24 protein-coding genes and 1 pseudogene are annotated in these 23696 nt (G+C 65.0%); 12 read left to right on the top strand and 13 right to left on the bottom strand.

Annotated elements, in window-relative coordinates; translation table 11 throughout:
* Nucleotides 1–87 precede the first annotated feature (87 nt).
* The gene (locus tag ACUXH0_RS06300; RefSeq protein WP_012430225.1) at nt 88–1035 is read right to left on the bottom strand and encodes a LysR family transcriptional regulator; all 948 of its coding nucleotides are present in this window, start codon (nt 1033–1035) and stop codon (nt 88–90) included.
* A gap of 127 nt (nt 1036–1162) precedes the next feature.
* Between ACUXH0_RS06300 and ACUXH0_RS06295 the strand changes: the two genes are divergently transcribed.
* On the top strand, nt 1163–1789 hold the full coding sequence (locus ACUXH0_RS06295; RefSeq protein ID WP_004627558.1) for an FMN-dependent NADH-azoreductase: 627 nt from the start codon (nt 1163–1165) through the stop codon (nt 1787–1789).
* A 143-nt stretch (nt 1790–1932) separates the two neighbouring features.
* On the opposite strand, the gene ACUXH0_RS06290 is transcribed toward ACUXH0_RS06295, so the two are convergent.
* Entirely contained in the window at nt 1933–2079 is a 147-nt protein-coding gene (locus tag ACUXH0_RS06290; RefSeq protein ID WP_182594031.1) for a hypothetical protein, read from the bottom strand.
* 425 nt (nt 2080–2504) lie between these two features.
* Here ACUXH0_RS06290 and ACUXH0_RS06285 point away from each other — a divergent pair, with 425 nt between their 5' ends.
* Complete coding sequence (locus ACUXH0_RS06285) at nt 2505–2636, top strand: hypothetical protein (protein WP_259393687.1); 132 nt, start codon at nt 2505–2507, stop codon at nt 2634–2636.
* Between the two features lie 37 nt (nt 2637–2673).
* Here ACUXH0_RS06285 and ACUXH0_RS06280 read toward each other — a convergent pair.
* The 3 genes and pseudogenes from ACUXH0_RS06280 to ACUXH0_RS06270 all read right to left on the bottom strand — a co-directional run.
* Nucleotides 2674–3033 (bottom strand): annotated as a pseudogene (locus ACUXH0_RS06280) (peptidase S1); the annotation flags it as partial.
* A gap of 111 nt (nt 3034–3144) precedes the next feature.
* On the bottom strand, nt 3145–4239 hold the full coding sequence (locus tag ACUXH0_RS06275; protein WP_049768053.1) for a protease pro-enzyme activation domain-containing protein: 1095 nt from the start codon (nt 4237–4239) through the stop codon (nt 3145–3147).
* A gap of 48 nt (nt 4240–4287) precedes the next feature.
* The gene (locus ACUXH0_RS06270) at nt 4288–5346 is read right to left on the bottom strand and encodes a serine hydrolase family protein (RefSeq protein ID WP_012430222.1); all 1059 of its coding nucleotides are present in this window, start codon (nt 5344–5346) and stop codon (nt 4288–4290) included.
* 889 nt (nt 5347–6235) lie between these two features.
* Here ACUXH0_RS06270 and ACUXH0_RS06265 point away from each other — a divergent pair.
* The gene (locus tag ACUXH0_RS06265; RefSeq protein ID WP_004627574.1) at nt 6236–6577 is read left to right on the top strand and encodes a DUF1488 family protein; all 342 of its coding nucleotides are present in this window, start codon (nt 6236–6238) and stop codon (nt 6575–6577) included.
* Between the two features lie 76 nt (nt 6578–6653).
* Here ACUXH0_RS06265 and ACUXH0_RS06260 read toward each other — a convergent pair whose 3' ends face one another.
* The 3 genes from ACUXH0_RS06260 to ACUXH0_RS06250 all read right to left on the bottom strand — a co-directional run bounded on the left by ACUXH0_RS06260 (nt 6654) and on the right by ACUXH0_RS06250 (nt 10051).
* Nucleotides 6654–8351: an AMP-binding protein gene (locus tag ACUXH0_RS06260; protein WP_012430221.1), complete on the bottom strand. Its 1698-nt coding sequence runs from the start codon at nt 8349–8351 to the stop codon at nt 6654–6656.
* 149 nt (nt 8352–8500) lie between these two features.
* Nucleotides 8501–9022: a hypothetical protein gene (locus tag ACUXH0_RS06255; RefSeq protein ID WP_004627577.1), complete on the bottom strand. Its 522-nt coding sequence runs from the start codon at nt 9020–9022 to the stop codon at nt 8501–8503.
* A gap of 144 nt (nt 9023–9166) precedes the next feature.
* A complete protein-coding gene (locus ACUXH0_RS06250) occupies nt 9167–10051 on the bottom strand; it encodes a LysR substrate-binding domain-containing protein (RefSeq protein WP_012430220.1) in 885 nt (294 codons plus the stop codon).
* Nucleotides 10052–10181: 130 nt separating this feature from the next.
* On the opposite strand from ACUXH0_RS06250, the gene ACUXH0_RS06245 reads away from it, so the two are divergent.
* Nucleotides 10182–10940 carry a sulfite exporter TauE/SafE family protein gene (locus ACUXH0_RS06245; protein WP_012430219.1) on the top strand — a complete coding sequence of 253 codons (759 nt, stop codon included), beginning with the start codon at nt 10182–10184 and terminating at the stop codon, nt 10938–10940.
* A 17-nt stretch (nt 10941–10957) separates the two neighbouring features.
* Nucleotides 10958–11236, top strand: coding sequence for a hypothetical protein (locus ACUXH0_RS06240; protein ID WP_004627584.1), 279 nt, complete (start codon nt 10958–10960; stop codon nt 11234–11236).
* 233 nt (nt 11237–11469) lie between these two features.
* Here the strand turns inward: ACUXH0_RS06240 and ACUXH0_RS06235 are convergent, their stop codons facing one another.
* The 4 genes from ACUXH0_RS06235 to ACUXH0_RS06220 form a co-directional block, all read right to left on the bottom strand.
* Nucleotides 11470–11976 (bottom strand): thioredoxin domain-containing protein, encoded by a 507-nt coding sequence (locus ACUXH0_RS06235; protein ID WP_182594030.1) that lies wholly within the window; start codon nt 11974–11976, stop codon nt 11470–11472.
* The gene (locus tag ACUXH0_RS06230) at nt 11973–13226 is read right to left on the bottom strand and encodes a sialidase family protein (RefSeq protein ID WP_024542563.1); all 1254 of its coding nucleotides are present in this window, start codon (nt 13224–13226) and stop codon (nt 11973–11975) included. The genes ACUXH0_RS06235 and ACUXH0_RS06230 overlap by 4 nt, the downstream gene beginning before the upstream one ends.
* On the bottom strand, nt 13226–15544 hold the full coding sequence (locus tag ACUXH0_RS06225; protein WP_182594029.1) for a TonB-dependent receptor: 2319 nt from the start codon (nt 15542–15544) through the stop codon (nt 13226–13228). The genes ACUXH0_RS06230 and ACUXH0_RS06225 overlap by 1 nt, the downstream gene beginning before the upstream one ends.
* Before the next feature lie 82 nt (nt 15545–15626).
* Entirely contained in the window at nt 15627–16028 is a 402-nt protein-coding gene (locus ACUXH0_RS06220) for a DUF2946 domain-containing protein (protein WP_012430215.1), read from the bottom strand.
* Between the two features lie 187 nt (nt 16029–16215).
* On the opposite strand from ACUXH0_RS06220, the gene ACUXH0_RS06215 reads away from it, so the two are divergent.
* The 6 genes from ACUXH0_RS06215 (at nt 16216) to ACUXH0_RS06190 (ending at nt 22174) form a co-directional block, all read left to right on the top strand.
* The gene (locus ACUXH0_RS06215; protein ID WP_012430214.1) at nt 16216–17397 is read left to right on the top strand and encodes an ATP-binding protein; all 1182 of its coding nucleotides are present in this window, start codon (nt 16216–16218) and stop codon (nt 17395–17397) included.
* 83 nt (nt 17398–17480) lie between these two features.
* Complete coding sequence (locus ACUXH0_RS06210) at nt 17481–18503, top strand: TraB/GumN family protein (RefSeq protein ID WP_012430213.1); 1023 nt, start codon at nt 17481–17483, stop codon at nt 18501–18503.
* A complete protein-coding gene (locus tag ACUXH0_RS06205) occupies nt 18439–19044 on the top strand; it encodes a PfkB family carbohydrate kinase (RefSeq protein WP_249262943.1) in 606 nt (201 codons plus the stop codon). The genes ACUXH0_RS06210 and ACUXH0_RS06205 overlap by 65 nt, the downstream gene beginning before the upstream one ends.
* Before the next feature lie 82 nt (nt 19045–19126).
* Entirely contained in the window at nt 19127–19459 is a 333-nt protein-coding gene (locus ACUXH0_RS06200) for a YnfA family protein (RefSeq protein ID WP_012430211.1), read from the top strand.
* Between the two features lie 146 nt (nt 19460–19605).
* The gene (locus ACUXH0_RS06195) at nt 19606–19923 is read left to right on the top strand and encodes a hypothetical protein (RefSeq protein ID WP_012430210.1); all 318 of its coding nucleotides are present in this window, start codon (nt 19606–19608) and stop codon (nt 19921–19923) included.
* Nucleotides 19924–20023: 100 nt separating this feature from the next.
* A complete protein-coding gene (locus ACUXH0_RS06190) occupies nt 20024–22174 on the top strand; it encodes an ATP-dependent helicase (protein ID WP_012430209.1) in 2151 nt (716 codons plus the stop codon).
* Between the two features lie 25 nt (nt 22175–22199).
* Here the strand turns inward: ACUXH0_RS06190 and mdtD are convergent, their stop codons facing one another.
* The gene (gene mdtD / locus ACUXH0_RS06185; protein WP_037023117.1) at nt 22200–23567 is read right to left on the bottom strand and encodes a multidrug transporter subunit MdtD; all 1368 of its coding nucleotides are present in this window, start codon (nt 23565–23567) and stop codon (nt 22200–22202) included.
* On the opposite strand from mdtD, the gene ACUXH0_RS06180 reads away from it, so the two are divergent.
* Nucleotides 23554–23691, top strand: coding sequence for a hypothetical protein (locus ACUXH0_RS06180; protein ID WP_235202099.1), 138 nt, complete (start codon nt 23554–23556; stop codon nt 23689–23691). The two genes, mdtD and ACUXH0_RS06180, sit on opposite strands and share 14 nt — an antisense overlap.
* The last annotated feature ends 5 nt before the right edge of the window (nt 23692–23696 follow it).

Raw genomic sequence — 23696 nt, 5'->3', positions numbered from 1 at the left:
AACGTGCGCGCATGCCGCTCAAGGCATCCGCGCCAATGGGAGAAGCGAAGCCGTTGATGATACTGCCGATTCGCAATCGTTGCAGAGTCAACGATCGGGCTGCCGAACGATGTCCTCATAGCAGCGACTGACATTTGCCGTCATGCCGGGCAACTCTTCTGCCAGGAATTCGATAAACACACGCACCGCCGGCACCAAGCCCCGGCGTGACGGAAACACCGCGTGAAACTGGTGCACCGGCAAGCGGTATTCCGGCAACAGCACGACAAGCCGGCCATCACGAACCGGCTCCGCGCAGAGGTTGAACGGCAGTTGCGCAACGCCAATGCCGGCCAGCGCCGTCTGCCCCATCAGATACAGGTCGTCCGTCACCAGCGCGGGGGTGTATTCGATATCGACCGCACCGCCTTCGGGAGCGGTCAGGCGCCAGCGCGTCCGCTCACCGGCCGCGCCGTCGACGCCCACGCCCATCACGCCGCGCATCGACTCCGGCGTCTCGAAGGGCCCATGCTCGGCGACAAACGACGGGCTGGCCACCAGCACCTGGTCGCTCACGCCAAAGCTGCGCACGACGAGGTTGGAATCGTCCAGCGTCGAGCGCACGCGCAGCGCCACGTCGTAGCCGTCGCCGATCACGTCGACACGGCGGTTTGTCACGTCCAGCTCAAGGCGCACATCGGGCTGCGCGCGCAGGAATTTCGACAGCACGGGCGCGATGAACACATGCGCCACGCCCACCGGACAGCTCACGCGCAGGCGGCCGGAAGGTTTTTCGCCGGCGTGCTCGGCCACCTCGAAGGCAGCGCGGGCGGCCTGGGTCATCGATTCGCAATGCGTAAAGAACGCCGAGCCCACGTCCGTGACATGCACGGCACGCGTTGAGCGCTGCAGGAGCCGCACCCCCAGACGTGTTTCCAGATCCGCCACGCGGCGGCTCACGCGCGATTTCGGAATCCCCAGCGCCCTGGCGGCGCCGGAAAAACTGCCGTGCGTCACCACGCTGGCAAACAGGACGAGGTCGTTCAGGTCTTCCATGGCGGTTCTCCAAAGCACCCGCGCATTGTCCCACTCATAGAACGATGTGTGTCGATTGGACCCACTACTGGAACTCGCTGCATCGCACTATCTTTGCAGCAACCCACCTTTTTCCTGGAGAGACACCATGCAAGTCCTTCACATTGATTCCAGCATCCTCGGTGACGCCTCGGCTTCGCGCCTGCTGAGCGCCGCCATTGTTGACGAGCTGCGCCGCGAAAACCCCAGCGCCACCGTCGTCCACCGTGATCTGTCGGTCGAAGCGATCCCCCACCTGGACGGCGCCATTGCCGCCGGCTTCCGCGCCACGGGCGCCGATGATTTTGACGACGCGACCCGCGCAGAGCATGCACGCTCAGAAACGCTCGTGAATGAACTGCTCGCCAGCGACGTGATCGTGGTCGGCGCGCCGATGTACAACTTTTCGGTGCCCAGCCAGCTCAAGGCCTGGATTGACCGCGTGGCGCAAGCCGGCCGTACGTTCAAGTACACGGAAACGGGCCCGGTCGGACTGGCCGGTGGCAAGAAGGTGATCGTTGCGTCGACGCGCGGCGGCATGTACTCCGCCGGCCCGGCCGCCGCCATGGATTTCCAAGAGGCCTATCTGAAGACCGTGTTCGGCTTCTTCGGTATCACCGATGTGCAGTTCGTGCGTGCAGAACGCCTGGCGATGGGCCCGGACGCCCGCGCACAAGCCCTGGAAGCCGCACACGCCGCCATGCGCGACGTTGTGAGCCAGGCCGTGGCAGCCTGAGCGAACACGGTTGCGGCGCAACGGGACGCGCCGCAACCGGCCTCGCACAATGCCAAACGGGCGCCAGCAGCAATGCGGCGCCCGTTTTCGTTTTTACTGGCGTGGCAAGAAGGTTGGATCGGCGCAGATGGCCGATCGGCAAATCACTCGTCGCGGTGTTCGCGTGCCTGGTGCATGGCTTCGAGCAGACGGCGCGTACGCAGCTTGTTCCACATGACCGGCACGACGATCGCAGTGGCGATCAGGCACGGAGCAGCCCAAGCGATGGTGGATTCCAGAACATTGGCCATGATGCGCCCCCCGATGTGTTGCCGATGCGCGCTGTTGGGTGGCGCGCATCGCGTGGTCCCCGCAGGGCTTCGGCCCTGACATCTATATGGACGGCTATCGGCGCTGTGCGTTCAAACCTGAAGCCCAACGTTTGCCGTTTGGTGTATTTCCCGCCAGTCTCGACGATCTGTCAATAGTGGGGCGATAAGTTCGTGGAACATTGTGGCGCTGCACTGACAGTGCCCGAGCGCGCCGATGCTGCTCCACAGTCTGATCGCAAAGGTAACGGCAAATTACGGTGGCCCCGGCACACCCGTGGCCAACGTGGGGCGGGCCGTCGACTACCGGCCTTGGCGTCACAGTTTTTCTTACAAACGGTAAAGCGCGGTTGCGAAGCGTTTCCATACAGTGAGGCCAAGTCCAACGATCACCACGGAGCCTCATCATGAAACGCACCATCGCCCTGCTCATCCTTGCTGCTGCCGCTACCTCTGTGCTGAGTGCGTGTGTGGTGGTGCCGGCCGGCGGTTATTACGATCGCCCGCATTACTACCACCCGTACTACCGCGGCTATTGATCCGCAAACTGCGTGGCGCGGCCGGCATGTCCGCCCCTCAGGCCTTGCGCGCCTGCAGCATGCGGATGCGCGCGACGGCCTGGTGGTCGGTCGTGGCGGCGTCATAAAGGCGCGCCAGGTCGGCCTTCAGTGCCGTGCGCGAACCGCCGTCCAGGTACACCATGTGCCCCGACGGATAGAACCCCGCCGACAGGTTCTTCCGCACATCGGCATCCAGCAAGGGCATCGCCTTCAGGTCAAGCATGGTCTGGTAGAACGGCGTGACGAAGTCGTAGTAGCCGTTGGCGGAGAAGACTTTCAGATCCACGTTCAGGCTCATCGTGGCGGCCAGGTTGCCGGCCGTGTAGAGCGCGACGTTGCCGTTGGCATCGAGCCCTTTCTGCGCGCCGGTCGGCGCTGGCGCCGCCGCATGCCAGCGCGTACGGGCTGGAGGCAGGGAAGTCCGCGTGGTCCACGCGATCGGGCTGACCGTCGGTGGAGCCGCTGTCGCCCGACGCAGTACACACCGTCACACCCATCGTTGCGGCGCTCTGCAGCGCGGCGTGCATGGCCTGCGGCGTCCAGGCGCTTTCGGGGGCGCCCCCAAACTGATGGACACCACCGAAGGCCGCAGCTTGGTTTCATGGATGGCGGCGTTGATGGCCTGCACGAAACCGGCGTCGGTATTGACCGTGAAGTACACGGCCAGCGTGGCGCCCGGCGCAGTTGCGCCTCCCACCTCCAGGTCGAGCACGACTTCGCCGTCGGGCCCGCTCGGGTCGCCGGTTGGGCGGTTTGCGCCCTGCCCGACGGGCACGGCCGTCACCGTCGGCACGGGCACGCCCAGCTCCTGGAAGTACGCACGCAGACCGTCTTCCCGGTAGCCGCCGCCGCGTTCGATAAACGCAATGCACTGGCCCGCGCCGTCGCCCTGCGGAAAGCCGTAGAGCTGCGCGAGCTGCATCGGTGTGTACGACGCGGTGGGGACCGCACGCGCGGGCCGGATGCCTCCCGGCTCAGTCGACCCGGCAGGCAGCGGCACGAAGCGGCAATGCGGCTGCGCCTGTGGGCGCGAGTCGAGCCCCAGTGCGGCAACAACCACGTCCTGCAATGACTCCGGCAACCGCAGCGGGCCGGAACGCCCGCGGTATTCGCAATCGCCATGTGCCACGCGGTGCAGGTGCGTATCGAACGCGCGGCAGAACTGTTCGACGGAGCCCTCGAGCGTGACGGTGGCGGCGGCCACGTTCACTTCAACCACTTGCAGACTGTGTTCGCGAGCAAAGGTGCGGACGGCATCGATGTCGTCCGAAGTGGCGCCAAACTGAGCAGCCCATTCTTCGCGGGCCAGCGGTGTGGGCGGCGGCGTCCCGGCGGCATGCGCGTGAACAAAGCCCGACAGGCGCGCATCGAGTTCAGCCTCGTTCGGCCGGCGCAATTGCACAAGCGCCCGGATCTGCTCCGCCGGGTGCGCATCGCCGAGGATGCGTTCGTCTTCAGAAATCGTGCGCTCGCTGCCGCGCAGGGGGTGCCGGACCGTGGGCCATCTCCATGTAGGTAGGTGGCCCGTGCGTCGCAACCGGCGTGCCGCGGCGCTGAGGGTGCCGGCAGGATGCGGCGCCACCTCCCACCACGTTAGGCGATGGCTTGTCCGCTTGATCTGCGGGGTTCGTCAGTCGGCGAAATCGGCGCTGCCAGCGCCTTCTGCGGAATGCTGCGGCTTGCCTTCGGCAAAGGCACGGCGAATCAGCGCGCCGCATGCCGCGCTGCGCACATAGGCGCGTGGGCCAAGGGTCTCGCGCACGAGCATGCCGTAGTACCGCTTGTCAGCGGTGATCCACGGATAGAAGCCGAACGCCCCGGCCGAACTGAACGCGCCGTCGCCGCCGGGCTGATCCTCGATCCAGTAATTGAGCGCGTAATGCCATGGCAGCGCGGCGGGCGTGCTGACGGCAGTTGGGCATGTGCCGGGCTCGGTGCAGACGGCATGCTGGCCGAGCATCCTGCCGAGCTGGTATTCGCCGCGGATGAGACGACGCAGGAACTGGCCGTAAGCAGCCGGCGTGGCGATCATTCCGCCACCCGGTTCGGGCGCGAGATAACGGATGCCGAGCGGCTTGCCGGCATCGCGCAGGCCCGGTGCATTGGCAAGCTGGTGGTCGAGGTCATTGTTGAGCGCTTCGGCATCGGCGCGGCCCAGGCCGAGATCGATCAGCAGCTTCTGATCATGACCGCCGTTGTAGCTGAAACGCCCGACATGCCCGGGCGTGAAGGTCGCGTTGCGACCGCGCGCAAAGCAGCTTTGCACGGTGTCATTGCGATTGCACAGCAATGGATTGAGCCCGTCGTAGCCCGAGCGCATGGTGAGCGCGTCGATTTCGGCGGGTGTGGGCTTGCCTTGCGCACGCTCGACCACGTAGGCGCCAAATATCCATTTGGAGGCCGATGCCAACCGCACCGTCTTGTTGGCGCCGATGCGCTGGCCCTGCTGCCCGTGAATCAGCTCGCCGTGGGCGTCACCGATTTCCCAGTAGTAATCGCCTAGACGCTGACAACTGCCGGCATGCGCCAGTGTTGATTGCACCGCGGCACGGCGCGCTGCCAGACTCGGCGCAGCGGCGTGGGCGGCGGCCCCTGCCACCAATGCAGCCCATGCCACCAGAACGGCACGCCCCCCTTGCCCGAACTCTGCGAACGCCCTGTTGCTCCGGGCGCGTCTTGCTTGCGTCATGTCGATGTCCTGCTCTTTCTGTGTTGCCTTGCTAGCCCGGCGGCACTGTAACGCAGGTGCGTGGCATTTCGCTGTTTTACGCTCGGGCGCTTGTTGCTGTGCAGTCTTGCAACAAGTCATCCACGAAACGCGCGTGACTGTATCGGTGGCACCTTGCAGGCAGGTTGCGGGGCGCCATCGTCATGCGTTTCAAACGTAAGCGTTTGCGCATCGATTAATCATCTTCGCAGGTGATGAATATCACTTCCTATTTGAACCCCCAATATGTCCTAAACCTACCGTTTATGAGCCAAATGGAGGATAAGAATCATGCCAAGGGGCGCTGGCGGTCTGCAGAGAGTGTCCTAGAATGCAACCGAAGAAAAGTAGATTTAAATAAAAGTAAATACGCGGCAGCGGCGAGCTTTCGGGAGCGGCCATGGGAACAATCAAACGGGAAACAGCGGGCTTGACTGCCCGGCTGGGGTGGGAACGTCACCCTGCCAATTGGCAGATGATTCCTACGCGTCGGCGCCTTTTTCAAACACGTCTTCCGGCGACGCGCGCCTCCACCATTCTGCTCTGGCTGCTGGCCATCTCGATTACCGTAGGTGTCGGACTGCTGCATCGATTGTGGTAGCCATAAAAACATAACGGAATTTTGTACGGGGAAGGTCGCAGCGCTAGAGCGAACACGCAGTCAACCACCGAATTGACAGACCGGCATAACGGCACCGAGGGACAGTCCGACCCGCTTCACTGGGTCAATCGCATCCGGACGGATTCAACGTCTGGAGCATCGTCATCCCTCCATTCGGAAATCACGCTCCTGCATGTGACCATTGCGCCGCGAAAGCGGCATGTGGGGCACGTCATTCAACCGGCGCGCCTGATCAATGGGGGGAGCATCATGAATATTTCATTCACCGGCAAGACGTTCAGGTCCGTAGGCGACCTGTTCTTCCAAGCCATCGTCGACGGCAAGGTCGTCAGCTGTTTCGTCACCTCCGAAGCGCTGTCGCTCTGCGATTGCGCGCATCAGAAGATCACGGCCGAAGAGGTCTATCGCAATTACCGCGACTGGATCGAGTTGGCTGCATCGGACCTGATCCGTGCAGGTTCGCTCGCGCCGGTCATTGTGCGCGGCCGCGACCTGGCCGCTTCACGCGCATCGTTGCCGCACGGTGGCGTGCCGGCCTACGACCTGGACCGCGCACGTCAATTGCGCCTGGTTCCTCGCTCGTCGCGCTGATATCAATCAGCGCTGGCGCAGCGGAACGTGCGGTCGGGGGGCCGCACGTTCCGTAGGTGCCAAAGCTCAACGCGGGTCAATCGCCCGGGAAATCCTCTTCCCAATATTCCTGCAGGTTGCGCACGCCAGCGGTGTTCTCGCTGCGCGCGGCTTCACGCATGCGCAGTTCGACTCGCCGGATCTTGCCCGAGATGGTTTTGGGCAGATCGGCAAATTCGATGCGGCGCACGCGTTTGTAGGAAGCCAATCGGCTGCGGCAAAATCCGAGGATGTCCCGCGCCAGTTCCGGGCCGGCCTCGTGCCCCGCACGCAGTACCAAGAAAGCCTTCGGCACGGCAAGGCGCAGCGGGTCGGGGCTCGGCACGACGGCGGCCTCCGCGATGGCAGGGTGTTCGATCAGCACGCTCTCCAGCTCGAATGGGCTGACACGGTAATCCGATGCCTTGAATACGTCATCGGCGCGGCCCACGTAGGTCAGGTAGCCGCTGGCATCGCGCGCGGCAATGTCAGAGGTGTGATACACGCCGCCGCGCATGGCTTCGGCGGTTTTGTCGGCGTTACCGGCGTAGCCTTCCATCAGGCCGGTCGGGCGTGAATTCAATTCGATGCAGATCTCGCCCTCTTCCGCTTCGTGGCCGTCGGGGTCGCGCAGCGTGATGCGATATCCCGGCAGCGGCCGACCCATCGAGCCTGGCTGGACGCGCTGCCCCGGGCTGTTGCCGATCTGGCAGGTCGTTTCGGTCTGACCGTAGCCGTCGCGGATGGTGATGCCCCACGCCGCGCGCACCCGTTCGATCACCTCCGGGTTGAGCGGTTCGCCCGCGCCCACGAGTTCGCGCAGGGCGGGCTTCCACGCGGCCAAGTCTTCCTGGATCAACATGCGCCACACCGTGGGCGGTGCGCACAGCGTCGTCACCTTGGCCCGGCAGAGCACATCCAGCACTGCTTTGGGCTCGAAGCGCGCGTAGTTGTAGATGAAGACGGTGGCGCCGGCATTCCACGGCGCGAAGAAGCAGCTCCACGCGTGCTTGGCCCAGCCGGGCGAGCTGATGTTCCAGTGCACATCCCCCGGGCGCAGGCCGATCCAGTACAGGGTGGACAAATGCCCGACCGGATAGCTCGCATGCGTATGCATCACGAGTTTGGGTTTGGACGTGGTGCCGGACGTGAAATACAGCAGCAACGGATCGCTCGCCTGCGTGGGCGCGTCGGGGGTGAATTCGGCGGAGGCATCGTAGGCGTCTTCAAAGCGGTGCCAGCCGGCCGGCGCCTTGTCCGTACCGACCGCAATGCGTGTGAACGTGCCCGATACGGCGTCGAGCTTGGCGCAATCTGCCCCGCCCACCACCACGTGGCTCACCTCCCCCATGGCAATGCGTTCGCGCAGGTCTTCTGCGGTGAGCAGCGTCGTGGCCGGGATGATGACCGCGCCGATCTTGATGCTGGCGAGCATCACGTCCCATAGCCCGGGCACGTTGCCGAGCATGAGCAGGATGCGGTCACCGCGCTGCACGCCAAGCGCCCGCAAGTGGTTGGCCACGCGCGCCGAACGCTCGGCCATCTGCGCAAACGACAGCCGCGTCTCGTTGCCCTGATCGTCGACCACCCAGAGGGCGACGGCATCGTTGCCGCGCGCCATGGCGTCGAAATAATCCAGCGCCCAGTTGAAGCGGTCCAACTGGGGCCATGCAAAATCGCGCACAGCGGTATCGTAATCCTCACGGTGCGCGAGCAGAAAGTCGCGGCACCGCAGGAAGGCGTCCAGCGATGTCATGCCTGTCTCCTGAGGTTTGGAGCGTGTCGTGCACGCTCTGACAGCACGCGCCTCGTCCGGGCGCTACGGAAACGCACCTGCAACCGACATCGCCACTTATAGGAGGAATTCGCCCGCCAGACCAGCCCGGATTCTCCCGAGCCATGCACTCATTGCGAGCGCGGCGGAAAACGCAGCGAGCGACCACCGCCCAGGCTTAGCCACGCCCAGGCCGTTGCAGCCACGACCACGCCCAGCACGACGATCCATTGAGCGCTGACGAGCATCAGCTCGATCGTGCCGGCCATGTCCGGCAGAATCTGCGGCCAGGCGGGCGCAAGCCAGCCGTCGGCGTCGAACCATGCGCCGCGTCCGGCACCTGTGGCGAGTTCCACCGCCAGCAGCGCCGCATTGACGGCCGCGAATGCCATGCCGCTGTGTGTCAGCAGGCGGCTGAACACCGGCAGTTCATACAGGGGCTTCATATATTGGATGTGCCGCGTGAGCGACCACGCGCACACGATGAGCAACGCAACGCTGATGGCCACCATGGGCGCCGGGCTGCGCAGGCACACGCCCAGCGCGATCCACGCCAGCGCATTGATCTCGTGGCGCCGATAGATGCGCAGCGCACGCGCCGCGTGCAGCAGGCCGATCGGCGGAACATCAGGGGGAACACCGGCAGACGCCATGATGTGCTCCATGAGCGGAGGGTTGGTGCGGCGCCGCACGTCCTGTAGCTGGGCAGCCCGCAACTGCTTGCAGTGTACCGACGCGTTTTCACCGGCGCGAGTTCAAACAGCATCCTTCCGCCAAATGACGGACGCGCACCGCGCTCAGGCCTCGCGCAAATGCTCGATCAACTGGCGTGCGAAGACGGGCAGGTCATCGAAATGGCGCACGCAGATCCGCAGCAGGCGCGTCGCCCAGGCGTCGGTCAGGCGCACCCGGCGGATGCCCATGGAGCGCTGCAGGCGGATCGCCGCATGCTCGGGAATGACGCCCACGCCCACGTTGCGTTCCACCATGCGGCAGACGGCGTCGAAACTGCGTAACCGCACGCGGTATTTGAGCCGATGGCCGGCGCGTGCAGCATGCCCCGCCAGATACGCCTGCAATGCGTTGTCGCCCGTCAGGCCGACAAAATCTTCCTGCAAGGTTTCAACGAAGGCCAGCTCACGGCGCTCGGCCAGCGGGTGTTCGCGCGCGGTCACCAGCACGAGGCGGTCGTGGCGGAACGGAAAGGTCTCCAGCCCCGACAAGTCGACCGCATCGTTGACGATACCGATGTCGGCGCGCCCCTGCGCAATCGCTTCCACAATTTCGTGGCTCACCAGCTCTTCCAGGTCGACGTCGACCTCAGGATGAGCGGCCAGGAAAGCGCTGAGCGTTTCCGGCAGGAACTCGGTCATGGCGGCGGTGTTGGAGAGCAGCCGCACGTAGCCCTTCAAGCCACGCGCGTATTCGCCCAGCTCACCGCGCATGCGGTCCATCTGCTGCAGGACGACGCGAGCGTGGTGAACCAGCGTGCGGCCGGCAGCGGTCGTTTCCACACCGCGACGATTGCGGGTCAGCAACGGCGCGCCCAGTGCGTCTTCCATGCCGCGGATGCGCGCGCTGGCCGATGCCAATGTCAGGTGCGCGCGTTCTGCCCCCGCCGTGATGCTGCCGGCTTCGGCGGTATGGAGGAAGAGTCGGAGGTCGGTCAGATCGAAGCGCACGATACATCTCAAAGTGGCAGGAGCCTCAGTCTCACACTGAGGCTTGGTCAATGTATCGCAGATTGCAGCGTGGCAACCAGTGTCCGAAACTGAGGCATCTCACAACACAACATCCCCAACTTCGCCCCCAATGGAATCTGCCACGCTGCTGCTTTTTGGCGCGGGCCTGCTCGCCGGCATGATGAATGCCCTGGCGGGCGGCGGCTCGTTTGTCACCCTGCCCGCGCTCATGTTCGCAGGGGTTCCGTCGGTGTTTGCCAATGCGTCGAGCACGGTCGCGCTGCTACCCGGCGCGGCCACGTCGGCGTGGGCGTATCGCGCGGACTATCGCGGGTTCGGGCACGTCTCGATGCGCGCCATGGTGGGGATCAGCCTTGTGGGGGGGCTGTTCGGCGCGCTGCTGTTGATGAACACGTCGTCTCGCGCGTTCGATTTCATCGTGCCGTGGCTGCTGCTGGTCGGCTCTCTGGCGTTCACCTTCGGCAAACAGGTCGGTGTATGGCTGCGCCAGCGTGTGCAGATCGGGCGGACAACGCTGCTGGTGGCGCAAGGTGCGCTGGCCATCTATGGCGGCTATTTTGGCGGCGCAGTGGGGATCATGATGATGGCGGTCTGGGCACTGTTCGGCCACGACGACATCAAAGCACTGAACGCCTCACGCACCTTGCTGGTGGGCGCGACCAACCTTGTGGCGGTGGCCTGTTTTGCGCTGGCAAACATGGTGTGGTGGCCGCAGACGCTGGTCATGCTGGTGGCCGCCGCACTGGGCGGTCATCTCGGCGCGCATGTTGGCAAGCGTTTGCCGGTGCCGGTTGTGCGGGCGTTGATTTCCACTTTCGGCTTTTCGATGACGGCGCTGCTGTTCTGGCGCGCCTGGTCGCACGCTTGAGCATGAGGAGAAACGCCATGTCGCACATGCAGCCTCATCCGACACGCCGCCCGCCCGCGCCGCGCGCCTATCGCTATCCGCTGTCCCATCGCGCCACGCTCAGTGCCTGGCACGCCCACATTACCGAGACCCCATCTGCCGAACCGGAAATAGCGGGCGCGCAAGCGGTGTTCTACATCGCGCGCAGTGTTGCAGTCTTGCTGGCCGCCGTGGCCGTGGGCCTGGGAGCCGCATCCAATGACGCGGAACGCCCGTCCACGGCATACCCCTCTTCTTCGCAGGCGACAACGCGCTGAGGGCGCGCTAATATCCGCCCCGCCGCAGCACAGACCGGTATCGACCGGACAAAGAAAAAGCCCGCGGGCCGGGGGGCGGGCGGGCTTAACATCTTCAGCCTTTGACGACGAAAGATGGTCGGGTGTGCTTTGTGAACGAGCAATGCGCCGGAATTCACAAAGCGGAGCCATTATAAAAAGTGCACGCCCCCCGCCATACCCCAACAACGAGGGGGGTCCGCGTCGTTTTCCGATTAGTCCCTGAGCGCTGTATCCAGTGCCTGCGGCGTCAGCAACCCGCTCGACGCGTGGTGCTTGCCGTCGGGGCGCAGGATGATGGTGCGCGGCATCTCGCCCTGCCAGCCGGGGTCGAGCGCGGCGCGCAGGCGCTCCGGCATGTCTTCGGCATTGGTGTACTGCGGCACGCGGGCGAGGCCGATCCTGCCGTCGCGGGCCAGCGGCGCCAGTGCGCGGTTGAGCATCTCAGCCTGGTCAGGGCCGTCCATCGACACCATCACCACATCCACAGTCTGCTTGGCAGTGCGCCGCCATTGCGCAATGCGCGCGATGTTCTCGCGGCAGTAGCTGCATTCCAAGGACCAGATTTCGACGATCAGCGGCCGCGCGTGTGGCGTCTGAAGCAAGGTCGGCACATCGCGCGCATGCAGCGGCTGGAACTGCAGCGCGCCTGCGGCCTGCGCGGTAAAAGCGGCGGCAGATAGCGCCAAGCCCATCGCAAAGGATTTCCATCGGGTATTCATTTCGATGCCTCCAATGATGGATTGGACGGACTGACATTGCTGATATCGATCAGCCGATAGCCCTCGGCCTGCGTGCGCCACGACAGGTAAACATGGCCATCGCGCGCGAGCAGTTGCGGATGATCGCTCCCACTATCGGTGTTTGCCGCGCTGGCGGGCGCTGTCCAGTGCGCGCCGCCGTCGGTCGATCTGCGCAGCAGGATCTGCATGCGGTCGTCGGCAAACTGTTTCCACGCCAGCCACAGGGCGCCGTCTGCCGCGAGCATCGCTGGGTGCGATGCCTGTGCACCGGCTTGTGCCGAACCGCCAAAGGCCCATGCGCCGCCGATTGGCTTGCCGTCTGCCGAGAGCCGGCTGTAGAACAGGCCGGGCTTGTCTTGCAGCACCGAAAACCACGCCATGTGCCGCACACCATCGGCCGTAACGGCCAACGCGGGGCCATGGTGCGGACACGCATCGACGCGCCACTCCGAAAACGTCGCGCGCGTGATGGCAAGCGGTGTGTTACCAATGGGTAATGTTGCCAATGCGTGGTCGCGGATCTGCCCGGCAAACACATTGCGCCACAGTGCGAGCATGTGGCCATCGGCATCGGGGGCAAGCGCAATGCGGCAGCATTCGCAGGTCTGGTCGATGACCTTGCGCTCGGGCGCAAAGGTGGCGCCGCGGTCAGTCGAAACGGTGTAGTAGACCGCCGCTCCGGCGTACGGCTGTTTGGCCGCTTGTGCAAGCAGCAGGTCGCGCTTGTCGATCCACGTGACGAAGATGCGGCCTGCGCCGTCGACCGCGATCGAATCGAAGCGGTGCGTGATCGGCTGGCGGTCGTGGTGGACGGTGACCGGCGCACTCCACGTCCTGCCGCCGTCAAGCGAGCGCGAGAAACGCACGAAGCCCGTATAGGGCGCGTCGAGCGGGCGCGACCAGCTCACATACAGCGCACCGTCCGGGCTGGCGATAACCTTCGGGCGGTTCTCGCCGTCGGTGTAGATCGGCTCGGGTTGCGGGTTCACTCGCTGCGGCGCGGACAGTGTCTTGCCGAGATCGCCGGACGACGCTACCACCACGTGCTGCCCTTCCGCCCACGTCACCCACAGACGCCCAGCTTTGTCGAACGCGGCCGTGGTGGCGAGCTGCGGTTTTGCGGCAGGCTTGGCTGCCATGGCACCGTGATCGTGGCCTTCGTGCGCGGGCGCCACCGTTGCTGCGAGCGTCAGCAGCGCACCGGCAACGAATCGAGGAATCGACTGCATTACAGACGCCATTTCAGTTGTCCATAGAAGGTGCGCGACGGATACGGGTGGTACACGAAGTACCGCCGGTCGGTCAGATTGTCGACGCCCAGCGCCAGCGTGATGTGCTTGTCGATACGGTAGCTAGCCTTGAGGTCCACGGTGAAGAAGCTGCTCGTGCCACCGTAGACGTTCGGCAGCACATCGGTGTTGTCGAGCGTGCCGTACTGCCGCCCGGAATACCGCACGCCCGCGCCCACCGTCCAGTCAGGCGTGGCATGCCAACTCGCAAAGAGATTGGCGCGCACCCGCGGCATGCGCGGCCAGGTCTTGTCGACGTAGGTCGGGTTGGCGGCGTCGGCCAGCGTCTTCGATTGCGTGAAAGCGACGTTGGCTTCAACGTCCACGCCGCGCACACCCGCATCCTGCAGAACGTCCTGCCCCGAATACGCCAACTCGATGCCGCGCGTGCGCACGCGATCGACGTTCTGCACGTTCGTCACGTTGGGCGTAACGGTGATGTTGGTCTGCGTGTAGATGCTGTCGCGCACGTCGCTCTGGAACAGGCTGGTACGCAATACGCCGTAGGGCACAGCCTGCTCGACGGTGAAGTCGAAATCATTGGCGCGCTCAGGTTTGAGGTTCGGGTCGTTGTTGACGATCGTGTTGCCGCTGATCGTGCCCTGGAACAGCTCCGCCACCGTCGGAAAGCGCACGGCGCGGCCATACGACAAGCGCAGCAGCGTGTCTTGCGTGGCCTGCCATTGAATGGCCGCCTTGGGCGAAAACGCGTCTTCGGTACGGCTGGCGTAGCCCAACGCGCTCGTGCCGTTGCCGAGCTGGCCGTTGTAGGCGCGCCAGCTTTCGTAGCGCAGGCCCAGTGTGGCCAGCCAGCGCGGCGCAAACGCCCACGCGTCCTGCAGGAAGACGGCCTGCGTTTGCGTGTCGCCCTGGTAGCTGGATTTGAGCGTGGATAGTGTTTCCGTTGACCAGTTGCTCGCGTTGAAGGTCTGGTTGCGCAGGTGGTATTGGTCGTAGTGGTAGCCGGTCGTGAAGGTATGGCCGGACACCGTGGGCGACGTCGCCTTGATGTCGAAGTTGGACCAGCCCGTGCCGTCGCCGTAGAACACCGTGCCGGGCCCATTGCCGGCCGCCGTGTTCGACGCGCGCAGGATGTCACGTGAGACGTTGTAGGCCGACGCGTTGGTGTCGATCTTCCAGCCGCCGATCTTGCCCTTCACGCCCAGGCCGTAGAGCCAGTTTTCCTGGTCGCCGTTTTGCGGGGCGAAGGTGTTCGGGGCGATCGTGTACGGCGTGCCGTTGATCAGCACATTGCCGCCCGTGACGGTGTTGCCGGCGGCATCGCGCAGGAAGCTGAGCGCCTGATCGTTGAAGTGGTTCTCCCAGTGGCCCAGCGTGAGCGACGCCTCCAGGCTGTCGCTGAATACGTAGCCGAATCGCAGCGTCTCTTGCAGTTGCTGCGTACGCTCCAGCATCTGCGGCCCGAGAATCACGCGCGGCTGGCCATTGGGGCCGAGATCCTGCCGCGCACCCGTGACCGGCACCGGCGTGCCGCCTGCGGTGAACCGGGAGTTGGGCGTGGCGTATTGCATCGGTTGGCTGTCGTTCTCCAGCCGGTCGACTGACAGCGCATACCAGAACTTGCCGATGCGGTCGCCCAGCGATGCGCTTTCGTGGTTTCCGGTGACGTTGCGCGAAAAGCCGTAGGCATCGTTGTAATGCTGGCTCATGATCTGCGTCTGCGCCGCGGCCTCGAATTTTTCTGGGCGGCGCAAGGTCATCGCGATGGTCGTCCCCATCGAGTTGCCAGGCAGCAGCGCCGAGAACGGCCCATACAAAATATCGACGCGCGCAAGTTCATCCGGCCCGACCATGGACCAGCGCGGCGGGTAGCTGTAACTGGAGCCAAGCAGGTTCGAGAGCAGGATGCCGTCGGCATACAGCAGACCGCGTGCGCTTTGGATCTCGTTGAAGTCGCGGCCGGCGAAGATGGAGTTGCGGTCGCCAATGAAGCGGCGGCGCACCATCACATTGGGCTGGTATTTGACGGCGTCTTCGGCAGTGACGACGTTGCGATCGGCCAGTTGATCGGCTGTGACGCTTTGCACGACCGCCGGCGTATTGCGGGCGAACGGCGCGGGGTTGGCGTTGGCCCGCACCACGGTGGGCGCAAGTTCCTGCGTGACGGGCGCGGGCACGGATGCCGCATCCTCGGCAGCGAAAGCAGACAGTGGTGCTGCTGCGCTCAGCGCGAGCGCAGCGCGGCACACGAGCGTGCGCTTAAGGGCGGCGGCCCCAGCGCGCTTGTGGAATGACATCGGAAAGGTCTCCGGATTGCGATGGCGTCGGCCCAAACGGGGCCGAACGCAAAGGCGCCACGGAGCAACCTCCGCAGGCGCGTCAGATCGACAACGACGGAGAAACAGGAGGCGCGCGCGACCCGGCCACGCGCAGCGCACTGCGCGCATACACGGGCGCCGGGGTGGCCGGCTGCCGCACGCGATAGACGAAATGGGCAGAGGGAACATCCAGCGCTGGAACCGAGGCCAGCGCCAGCCCGGCTGCAAACCCCGGGCAATACAGGCAGTGCGCCACGCCGTGGTGGGCGGTCGAATCGTCGGCAGAGCCATCGCCTTGCAGATCGATAGCAACCTGCACGGTGCTGCCATGCGGTGCCGTTGCGCTGCACAGCTCGACGTCAAGCGTGCCCGTGGCCGCCGCGCGTGCGGAAGCGAGCACCGGCGACAGTACGTTCAGTACGATCGCAAGCCAGACGAGGAAGAGCCAGCGGCGATGGAGCATGGATGGGCAACGTCAGAATGTGTGGAGTATAGCGCTGCACACAGTTCCCCGAATTGCCTGCGGCACAGTGCCGCGCAACGGCAAATCGACGGAAATCGACTGGCACTTCGATCGGAATTAGCCTTAATTATTGGATCGACTATAATTTATACCGATTTCCATAATCAGGTCTAAAACAGGGCTTCCCATGGATTCCGACACCGATACCGGACGCTTCAGCTTCCACCGCCAGGACCTCGCCAACACGCTGTGCGACAGCCTGGAAGGCAAGGGCCTGGCCGATGCGCGCTCAGGCCTGTTCCTGGCGGCGCCCCGGCGCACCGGCAAAAGCACGTTCCTGCGCGAAGACCTGGTGCCGGAGGTCGAACGCCGCAAGTGGATCGCCATCTACGTGGACTTATGGGCCGACCGCGCACGCGATCCCGGCCTGCTGATCGCCGACGCCATCAAATCGAAGCTGGCGCAGTTCGACGGCCCGATCGCGAAGCTCGCCAAGCAGGCCGGCATGGAGAAGGTCGACGTGTTGCGCACGTTCACGTTCAACCTCGGCAAGATCGGGCTGCCGCCGGGCATTACCCTGGCCGACGCGCTCGATGTGCTCTACAAGGCGGTGCAGCGGCCGGTCGTGCTGATCATCGACGAGGCGCAGCACGCGCTGTCCACGGAGGCCGGCACCAATGCCATGTTCGCGCTCAAGGCCGCGCGGGACCAGATGAACCAGGGCGTGGACGAACCGCGCCTCTTCCTCGTCTTTACGGGGTCGAACCGCGACAAGCTCGCCAACCTGCTGCTCAATCGCACGCAGCCGTTTTTCGGCTCGCGCGTGACCAACTTCCCGCTGCTCGGGCGGCCGTATGTGTCGGCGTACACGGCGTGGGTCAACCAGCATCTGGCGCCGGACAACCAGTTCAAGGAAGACGACATGTTTGCCGCCTTCCAACTGGTCGGGCACCGGCCGGAGATGCTCAAGGGCATCGTCAGCGAGATCGCCCTGGAGCTGGGTGAAGCCGCCAGCCTGGGCGAGCTGCTCAAGCGCGGCGCGCAGGGTTTTCGGGACCGCATCTGGGGCGAGATCGAAAGCGACTACAGCGCGCTGACGGAAATCCAGCGTGCCGTGCTGGCGGTGCTGATCGAGCGCGGACAAGGCTATTCGCCGTTTTCGGAAGACTCGATGAAGGCATATGCGGCCAAGCTCGGCCACAGCGAGTTTTCCACTGCCACGGTGCAGGCCGCGCTGGACGCGCTGCGCGACAAGAACCTGATCTGGAAGGAGTCGCGCGGCGCCTACGCGCTGGAAGACGAAAGCCTGGCACTGTGGTTTAGCGAGACGCGCGGTGCGCATGCCGTGCCGCCCAAATTGAGCACGTAGTGGGCCTGATCGTCGCGTGGGACGCAATGGCTTGCGCCCGCTACACTGGACAGACGACACAACAATATTCGGGGAGCAGCCAAATGGCACGCAATCGCACCACGTGGCGCGCGCTCACGGCCGCGTTTTTCCTATTGACGGGCGTCGGCACGGCTGCCGCGCAAGACACCACACCCGTACAGGCACCGGCACCGACCCCGAACTGTCCGCCACCCGCCTCAAGCTTCATCCCCAAAGACGGTTGGACCGCCGCCGCGCAACGCGCGACCGACCACGGCCTGCTCTGGCGCATCGAAAAGAACGGTCACACCTCGTGGCTCTACGGCACGATCCACGTTGCGCGGGCCGACTGGATGCTGCCCGGCCCCACCGTGCGCAGCGCGCTTCAGCAGGTTGACAGCATCGCGCTCGAACTCGACCTGCTCGACAAGGACACCGACCGCACGCCGCTAACCGCGCAAAACAGCGCAGAAGACCGCCGGCTCCTGACCGGCCGTCGCGGCGAGCGCTTCAACAAACTGCTCTCCGCGGCTTGCCTGCCCGACACGGCCCTCACGCAGATCCGCAAGTTCCAGCCGACCATGCAACTGGCCTCGCTGGCGGTGCTGGGGGTACGCACAGACGGGCTCTATCCGGATTTCGGCATCGACCTGTTTCTCACCACCTACGCCAAGAGCGTGCACCTGCCGATCGTGCCGCTCGAAACGCTGGCGCAGCAGGTGCGCGTGCTCAACGAGATCGTGCCGAAGAACGAGGTTGCGCAGCAATTCGATACCGTGCTCGACGCGATTGAATCGGGCGAGGCGCGCACGCAGACGCTCACGCTCGCCAATGCCTGGGCCGACAGCGACCTCAGCACGCTCGAGCACTACCCGCAGTGGTGCGATTGCCTGAAGACGGCGTCGGATAAACGCGCATTCCAACGCTTGGTGACGCACCGCAACCGCGCCATGGCCGAGAACATTGCGCGCGTGCACAACAGCGGCCAGCGCGTGTTTGGCGCTGTGGGCGCGTTGCATATGATCGGGCCCAAAGGAATTCCTGCGCTGCTGGCGGCGCGCGGATACAAGGTCACGCCGGTGTTGCCGGCGATCACACCGCGCTAGCGCGTACGCGTTTTCCGGTCAGCGCTTTTCCGGCGGCGTCGATCCGACAGCCGCTGCCAGTTCGGCATGCGCGGCCAAGTCCGCGCGGCGATGGGCGCCCCCCCACTACGCGCCGCTGCTGGTGCGCATGGCCGCCATCACATCGGTCATCAAGGTATCGGATGAAGATTTGCGCCAACTGTTTCCCGGTGATGCCGATCCGCTCACCACGCTGCGCACCCTCGCGCCGCAAGCCGACATCCTGCTCACGCTCGGGGCCGACGGCATGGAATGGCTGACAGCGGCGCACGGCGGGCAAGACGATGCGCGTATCACCCAACCGGCCTTTACCGTGCCGGTGGCGGACACCGTCGGCTGCGGCGATGCCGCGATGGGCGCCTGGCTGGCGAGCCAGCTGCAGTCGCCCGGGGCGCCCGTGCAGGCGCATCTGCGCCAAGCTGCTGCGGCGGCCGCCCTCACCGCCACGCGTGCCGGCGCATTCGCGGGCACGCAAGCCGAAATCGATGCGTTGCTGCAGGCGCATGCCGCCTCGCCCGCCTGAGGTCGCCTGAGACCGCGTGGCAGCGCGGCGCTGCATGCCACAATCTGCGCCATCTGCGTCTTGATCGCTTCGAGGGGCCGTTTTGGAACTGCTTCGTATTGCCGTGCTGTTTGCCTTCACCGCCGTGGCGGAAATCGTCGGTTGTTATCTGCCGTGGCTCGTGCTCCGGCAAGGCAAGCCGTTCTGGCTCCTGCTGCCGGCGGCCGCCTCGCTCGCGCTGTTTGCGTGGTTGCTGACATTGCACCCGGCTGCGGCCGGCCGCACCTATGCGGCATACGGCGGGGTGTATATCGCCGTGGCGCTTGTGTGGCTGCGTCTGGTCGACGGTGTGGCGCTCACCCGCTGGGACGTCGGCGGCGCGGCTATAGCGTTGACGGGGATGGCCGTGATCGCCCTGCAACCGCAGGCCAATTGATCGGATTGCGCACGATATTTAGGTTTTCCTGAGCGAAACGGAACCCTAAGCCGCCGCCACGATCGGAGGGTGGATCATGGCTACGGCCATCGCGCTACGCGCCGGTCGCCCCTCACCCAACCGCTTTTTTTGTCCTGGAGGCCGCGATGCCTGCCATCACCCTCAAACACCTTGTCGTGGCCACGATGCTGATGACCGCAGCGATGACCGCCTCGGCGCTCACCACGTCAACGTTCACCTTCACCGATCAGGACCTGCAAGGGATGCTTGCGCACAGCCAGCCTCCGCAGCCGATCCAGCCGGCCAAAGCCACCGAATCGGCGTCTCATGACCGGCTCCGCGTCGGCCTGAGCGATCCGGGCACGCAACTCGTGCTGCCCTGGTTCCTGGCGGATCTGGTGGATGCGGTCAACCGGCGGGCATCCCCGCAGGACTTCGCGAAAAAGCTGCGGGACGGGATCTGATCGGCCACCGTCGCCGGCCTTCCGTCCGACGCGCTCACTTTCCGCAGGCAGGCATCACAGTGCTGTATATTCATACAGTTATTTTTTGTGACGCCCTGCCGTGCTTGCCGCCTCCCCCACCCCAGACACCGCCAATGCGCCGGCCACGCCGGGTTACCTGGCCCAGCTGAACGACCAGCAGCGCCAGGCAGTCGAGTTCGGTATCTCTGGAGCGGACGCGGCGGAAACCGGGCCGCTGCTCGTGCTGGCCGGCGCAGGGTCCGGCAAGACGCACACGCTGGGCTGGCGCGTGGCGCATCTGGTGGCCAACGGCGCCGATCCGCAACGCATCCTGCTGCTGACGTTTTCCCGCCGGGCGGCGAGCGAACTGTCGAACCGTGCCGGCCACCTGCTGGCGCGAGCCATGCAGGGCGAGCGATCGAACAACGCCCTCAATTCGGCCGGCACGTCGTACAAGACCACGCTGCCCTGGGCGGGCACCTTCCACGGCATCGGCGCGCGCCTGCTGCGCGAATATGCCGAGCGCGTGGGCCTCGCCCCCGATTTCACCATCCATGACCGCAGCGACTCGGCCGATCTGCTCAACGTCGTGCGCCATGAGCTGAACCTGTCGACCAAGGAACGCCGCTTCCCGCTCAAGCAGACCTGCATTGCGATCTACTCGCGCGCCATCAACGCCGAGAGCCCGCTGAACGCCGTGCTGAAGCACCATTTTCCGTGGTGCGCGATGTGGGAAACGCAATTGCGCACGCTGTTCGATGCGTATGTCGAAGCCAAGCAAGCGCAGCACGTGCTCGACTACGACGACCTCCTGCTCTACTGGCACGCGATGGTGTCCGACGCCGAACTGGCGGCCGAGATTGGCGCCCGTTTCGACCACATCCTCGTCGACGAATACCAGGACACCAACCGGTTGCAGTCATCCATCCTGCGTGCGTTGCGCCCGGACGGCCGCGGTGTGACCGTGGTGGGCGACGACGCGCAATCGATCTACGCATTTCGCGCGGCGACGGTACGCAACATCCTCGATTTTCCGCGCCACTTCTCGCGGCCGGCGCACACGGTGCTGCTGGAGCGCAATTACCGGTCAACGCAACCGATTCTGGATGCCTCCAACGGCGTGATGCGTTTTGCCACGGAGCGCTTTGCCAAGACGTTGTGGACGGACCGCGCATCGACGCATCGGCCGCGCTTGATTTCAGTGCGTGACGAGGCCGAGCAGGCGCGTTGCGTGGCTGAGCAGGTGCTGCATCACCGTGAAGGCGGGCTGACGCTGAAATCGCAGGCGGTGCTGTTTCGCACCGCGAGCCACAGCGCGCCGCTGGAGATCGAACTCACGCGCCGCAACATCCCGTTCGTGAAATACGGCGGCCTCAAGTTTCTGGAGGCGGCACATGTGAAGGATGTGCTGTCGGTACTGCGCTGGGCCGAGAACCCGCGCAACCGCATTGCCGGGTTTCGCGTGATCCAGTTGCTGCCAGGTGCAGGCCCCGCCACGGCGGCACGCGTGCTCGACGCCATGGCGGAAGCGGCGGACCCGATTGCCGCGCTGCTCGCCTACGAGCCACCGGCGCGGCTGGCCGGCGACTGGTCTACGCTGATGGCGCTCATGCAAACCCTGCGCGTGCCCAAAGACAGCCTGGAATGGGCTGGCGAACTCGAAGCCGTAGGCGCTTGGTACTCGCCGCACATGGAGCGCCTGCACGACGACGCGGCCGTGCGCCAGGGCGATCTCGACCAGCTCGCCCGCATGGCCGCAACGTACGCCACCCGGGAGCGCTTCCTGACCGAGATGACGCTCGACCCGCCCGAGTTGACCAGCGATGAATCGGGCGACCCATACCGCGACGAGGACTACCTGATCCTCTCGACGATCCATTCGTCGAAAGGTCAGGAATGGAAGGCGGTGTATGTGCTGAATGCCGTGGACGGCTGCATGCCGGCCGATCTGGGCGCCGGCTCGCACGAAGAACTGGAAGAAGAACGCCGGCTGCTCTACGTGGCGATGACCCGTGCGCGTGAGCACCTCGACATCCTGGTGCCCCAGCGTTTCTACGTCACCCAGCAAACACCCAATGGCGATCGGCACATCTACGCGTCGCGCACGCGCTTCATTCCGCCTGCGCTGCTGCCGCTGTTCGAAGCCTGCGCATGGCCGGAACCGGAGCCCGGTGCAGACCCCGCAGCCGAGGCGCGTGCCGCGGCCAAGGTCGACCTGAGCAAGAAGATGCGCGGCTACTGGAAAAAGTAGTCAGCCCGGTCGCCGAAGCGGGCGTTCAATGCACTTCCATCTCGGGCCGCTTGACGACGTGCGTTGACTCGAAGCGCGAGAGCTGGGCAAAGATCCACGCAGCCGCGCAGGTCATGACGCCCACGCAGACAAACGTCTTGTGGAACGCCGCCAGCGTGTCGCGCCCTTCCGGTCCGGCGGTGAAGTCGGTAAAGCCCGTCAGCAACGCGCCGGCTGCGGCCACGCCCAGGCTCATCGACAGCATCATCACCATCGAGAGCATGCTGTTGCCCGCGCTGGCCAGGGGGCCCGTCAGGTCCTTGAGCGTGAGCGTGTTCATGGCCGTGAACTGCATCGAGTTGAACGTGCCGAAGATCGCCAGTTGCACGATGCGCAGCCACACCGGCACGTTGGGCGTCATCACGGCAAAGCTGGCCATCATCAGGCCGACCATGACCGTGTTGACGGACAGCATGCGGCGATAGCCGTAGCGCTTGATGGCCCAGGTGCCCAGTGGCTTGGCGGCCATGCCGGCTGCGGCCACCGGCACCATCATCAGCCCCGCCTGCAGCGGCGTGTACCCCAGGCTCACCTGCAGCAGCAGCGGAATGAGGAACGGCATCCCGCCGCTGCCGATGCGTGCAAACAGGTTGCCGAGCACACCAATGGAAAAGCTCGGAATACCGAACAGCGTGCGCGGAAACAGCGGCCCGGCCACACGCCCCGCGTGCAGCCAATAGGCGGTGAGTGCGGCCAGACCGAAGACCAGCAGCACCAGCACCGTCGCGTGCTGGAAGCCGAGCTCCGACAGCCCGTCGAGCGAAAACGATACCGCCGCCATGCCGAAGGCCAGCATCAGATAGCCGGACCAGTCGAAGCGGCTGTCGTCTTCTGCGTGCACATCGGGCATCACCTTGAGCGTGACCAGCGCGCCGATCACGCCCACGGGAATGTTGATCAGGAAGATCCAGTGCCACGACACGGCTTCCACCAGCCAGCCCCCCAGCGTCGGGCCGATCAGCGGGCCGATCAGCCCCGGGATGGTGACGAAACTCATGGCCGGCAAGAACTGCTCGCGCGGCACCACGCGCAGCACCGTCAGCCGCCCCACGGGCATCAGCAGCGCGCCGCCTACACCCTGCACCACGCGCGAGGCAATCAGCATGGTCAGGCTGCGGGACTCCGCGCAGAGCAAGGAACCAATGGTGAAGAGAAAGATGGCAGCAAAGAACATCTTCCGCGTGCCGAAGCGATCGGCCAGCCATCCCGACGCAGGCATCAGCATGGCGGTCGTCAGCGTGTAGGCGATGATGACCGACTGCATCTTCAGCGGGCTTTCCGACAGGCTGCGTGCCATGGCCGGCAACGCGGTGTTGACGATCGTGGAATCGAGCGTCTGCATGAACAGTCCCATCGCCACCAGCCAGAGCAACGGTTTCAGAGAGGTGTCGAGGGAGGCGGAGGGCGTGGTGGGCATGGGGCGGGGGCAGAACCGGCAGATGTGCGACGCAGCCGTCATTGTGGCGTGCCTGGCCTGAGCCCG

The organism is Ralstonia sp. 110700041-2 (assembly GCF_056280165.1).
This window is presented reverse-complemented; position numbering and strand designations above follow the sequence as displayed.

Bases quoted from the DNA above. Each gene is read 5' to 3' on its own strand.
- ACUXH0_RS06235 (WP_182594030.1), bottom strand. From the start codon at position 11,976: ATGAATACCCGATGGAAATCCTTTGCGATGGGCTTGGCGCTATCTGCC.
- ACUXH0_RS06215 (WP_012430214.1), top strand. From the start codon at position 16,216: ATGGATTCCGACACCGATACCGGACGCTTCAGCTTCCACCGCCAGGAC.
- ACUXH0_RS06255 (WP_004627577.1), bottom strand. From the start codon at position 9,022: ATGGCGTCTGCCGGTGTTCCCCCTGATGTTCCGCCGATCGGCCTGCTG.
- ACUXH0_RS06225 (WP_182594029.1), bottom strand. From the start codon at position 15,544: ATGTCATTCCACAAGCGCGCTGGGGCCGCCGCCCTTAAGCGCACGCTC.
- ACUXH0_RS06180 (WP_235202099.1), top strand. From the start codon at position 23,554: ATGAACAGTCCCATCGCCACCAGCCAGAGCAACGGTTTCAGAGAGGTG.
- ACUXH0_RS06260 (WP_012430221.1), bottom strand. From the start codon at position 8,351: ATGACATCGCTGGACGCCTTCCTGCGGTGCCGCGACTTTCTGCTCGCG.
- ACUXH0_RS06230 (WP_024542563.1), bottom strand. From the start codon at position 13,226: ATGCAGTCGATTCCTCGATTCGTTGCCGGTGCGCTGCTGACGCTCGCA.
- ACUXH0_RS06220 (WP_012430215.1), bottom strand. From the start codon at position 16,028: ATGCTCCATCGCCGCTGGCTCTTCCTCGTCTGGCTTGCGATCGTACTG.
- ACUXH0_RS06270 (WP_012430222.1), bottom strand. From the start codon at position 5,346: ATGACGCAAGCAAGACGCGCCCGGAGCAACAGGGCGTTCGCAGAGTTC.
- mdtD (WP_037023117.1), bottom strand. From the start codon at position 23,567: ATGGGACTGTTCATGCAGACGCTCGATTCCACGATCGTCAACACCGCG.
- ACUXH0_RS06195 (WP_012430210.1), top strand. From the start codon at position 19,606: ATGCCTGCCATCACCCTCAAACACCTTGTCGTGGCCACGATGCTGATG.
- ACUXH0_RS06295 (WP_004627558.1), top strand. From the start codon at position 1,163: ATGCAAGTCCTTCACATTGATTCCAGCATCCTCGGTGACGCCTCGGCT.
- ACUXH0_RS06300 (WP_012430225.1), bottom strand. From the start codon at position 1,035: ATGGAAGACCTGAACGACCTCGTCCTGTTTGCCAGCGTGGTGACGCAC.
- ACUXH0_RS06245 (WP_012430219.1), top strand. From the start codon at position 10,182: ATGGAATCTGCCACGCTGCTGCTTTTTGGCGCGGGCCTGCTCGCCGGC.
- ACUXH0_RS06290 (WP_182594031.1), bottom strand. From the start codon at position 2,079: ATGGCCAATGTTCTGGAATCCACCATCGCTTGGGCTGCTCCGTGCCTG.
- ACUXH0_RS06265 (WP_004627574.1), top strand. From the start codon at position 6,236: ATGAATATTTCATTCACCGGCAAGACGTTCAGGTCCGTAGGCGACCTG.
- ACUXH0_RS06240 (WP_004627584.1), top strand. From the start codon at position 10,958: ATGTCGCACATGCAGCCTCATCCGACACGCCGCCCGCCCGCGCCGCGC.
- ACUXH0_RS06210 (WP_012430213.1), top strand. From the start codon at position 17,481: ATGGCACGCAATCGCACCACGTGGCGCGCGCTCACGGCCGCGTTTTTC.
- ACUXH0_RS06285 (WP_259393687.1), top strand. From the start codon at position 2,505: ATGAAACGCACCATCGCCCTGCTCATCCTTGCTGCTGCCGCTACCTCT.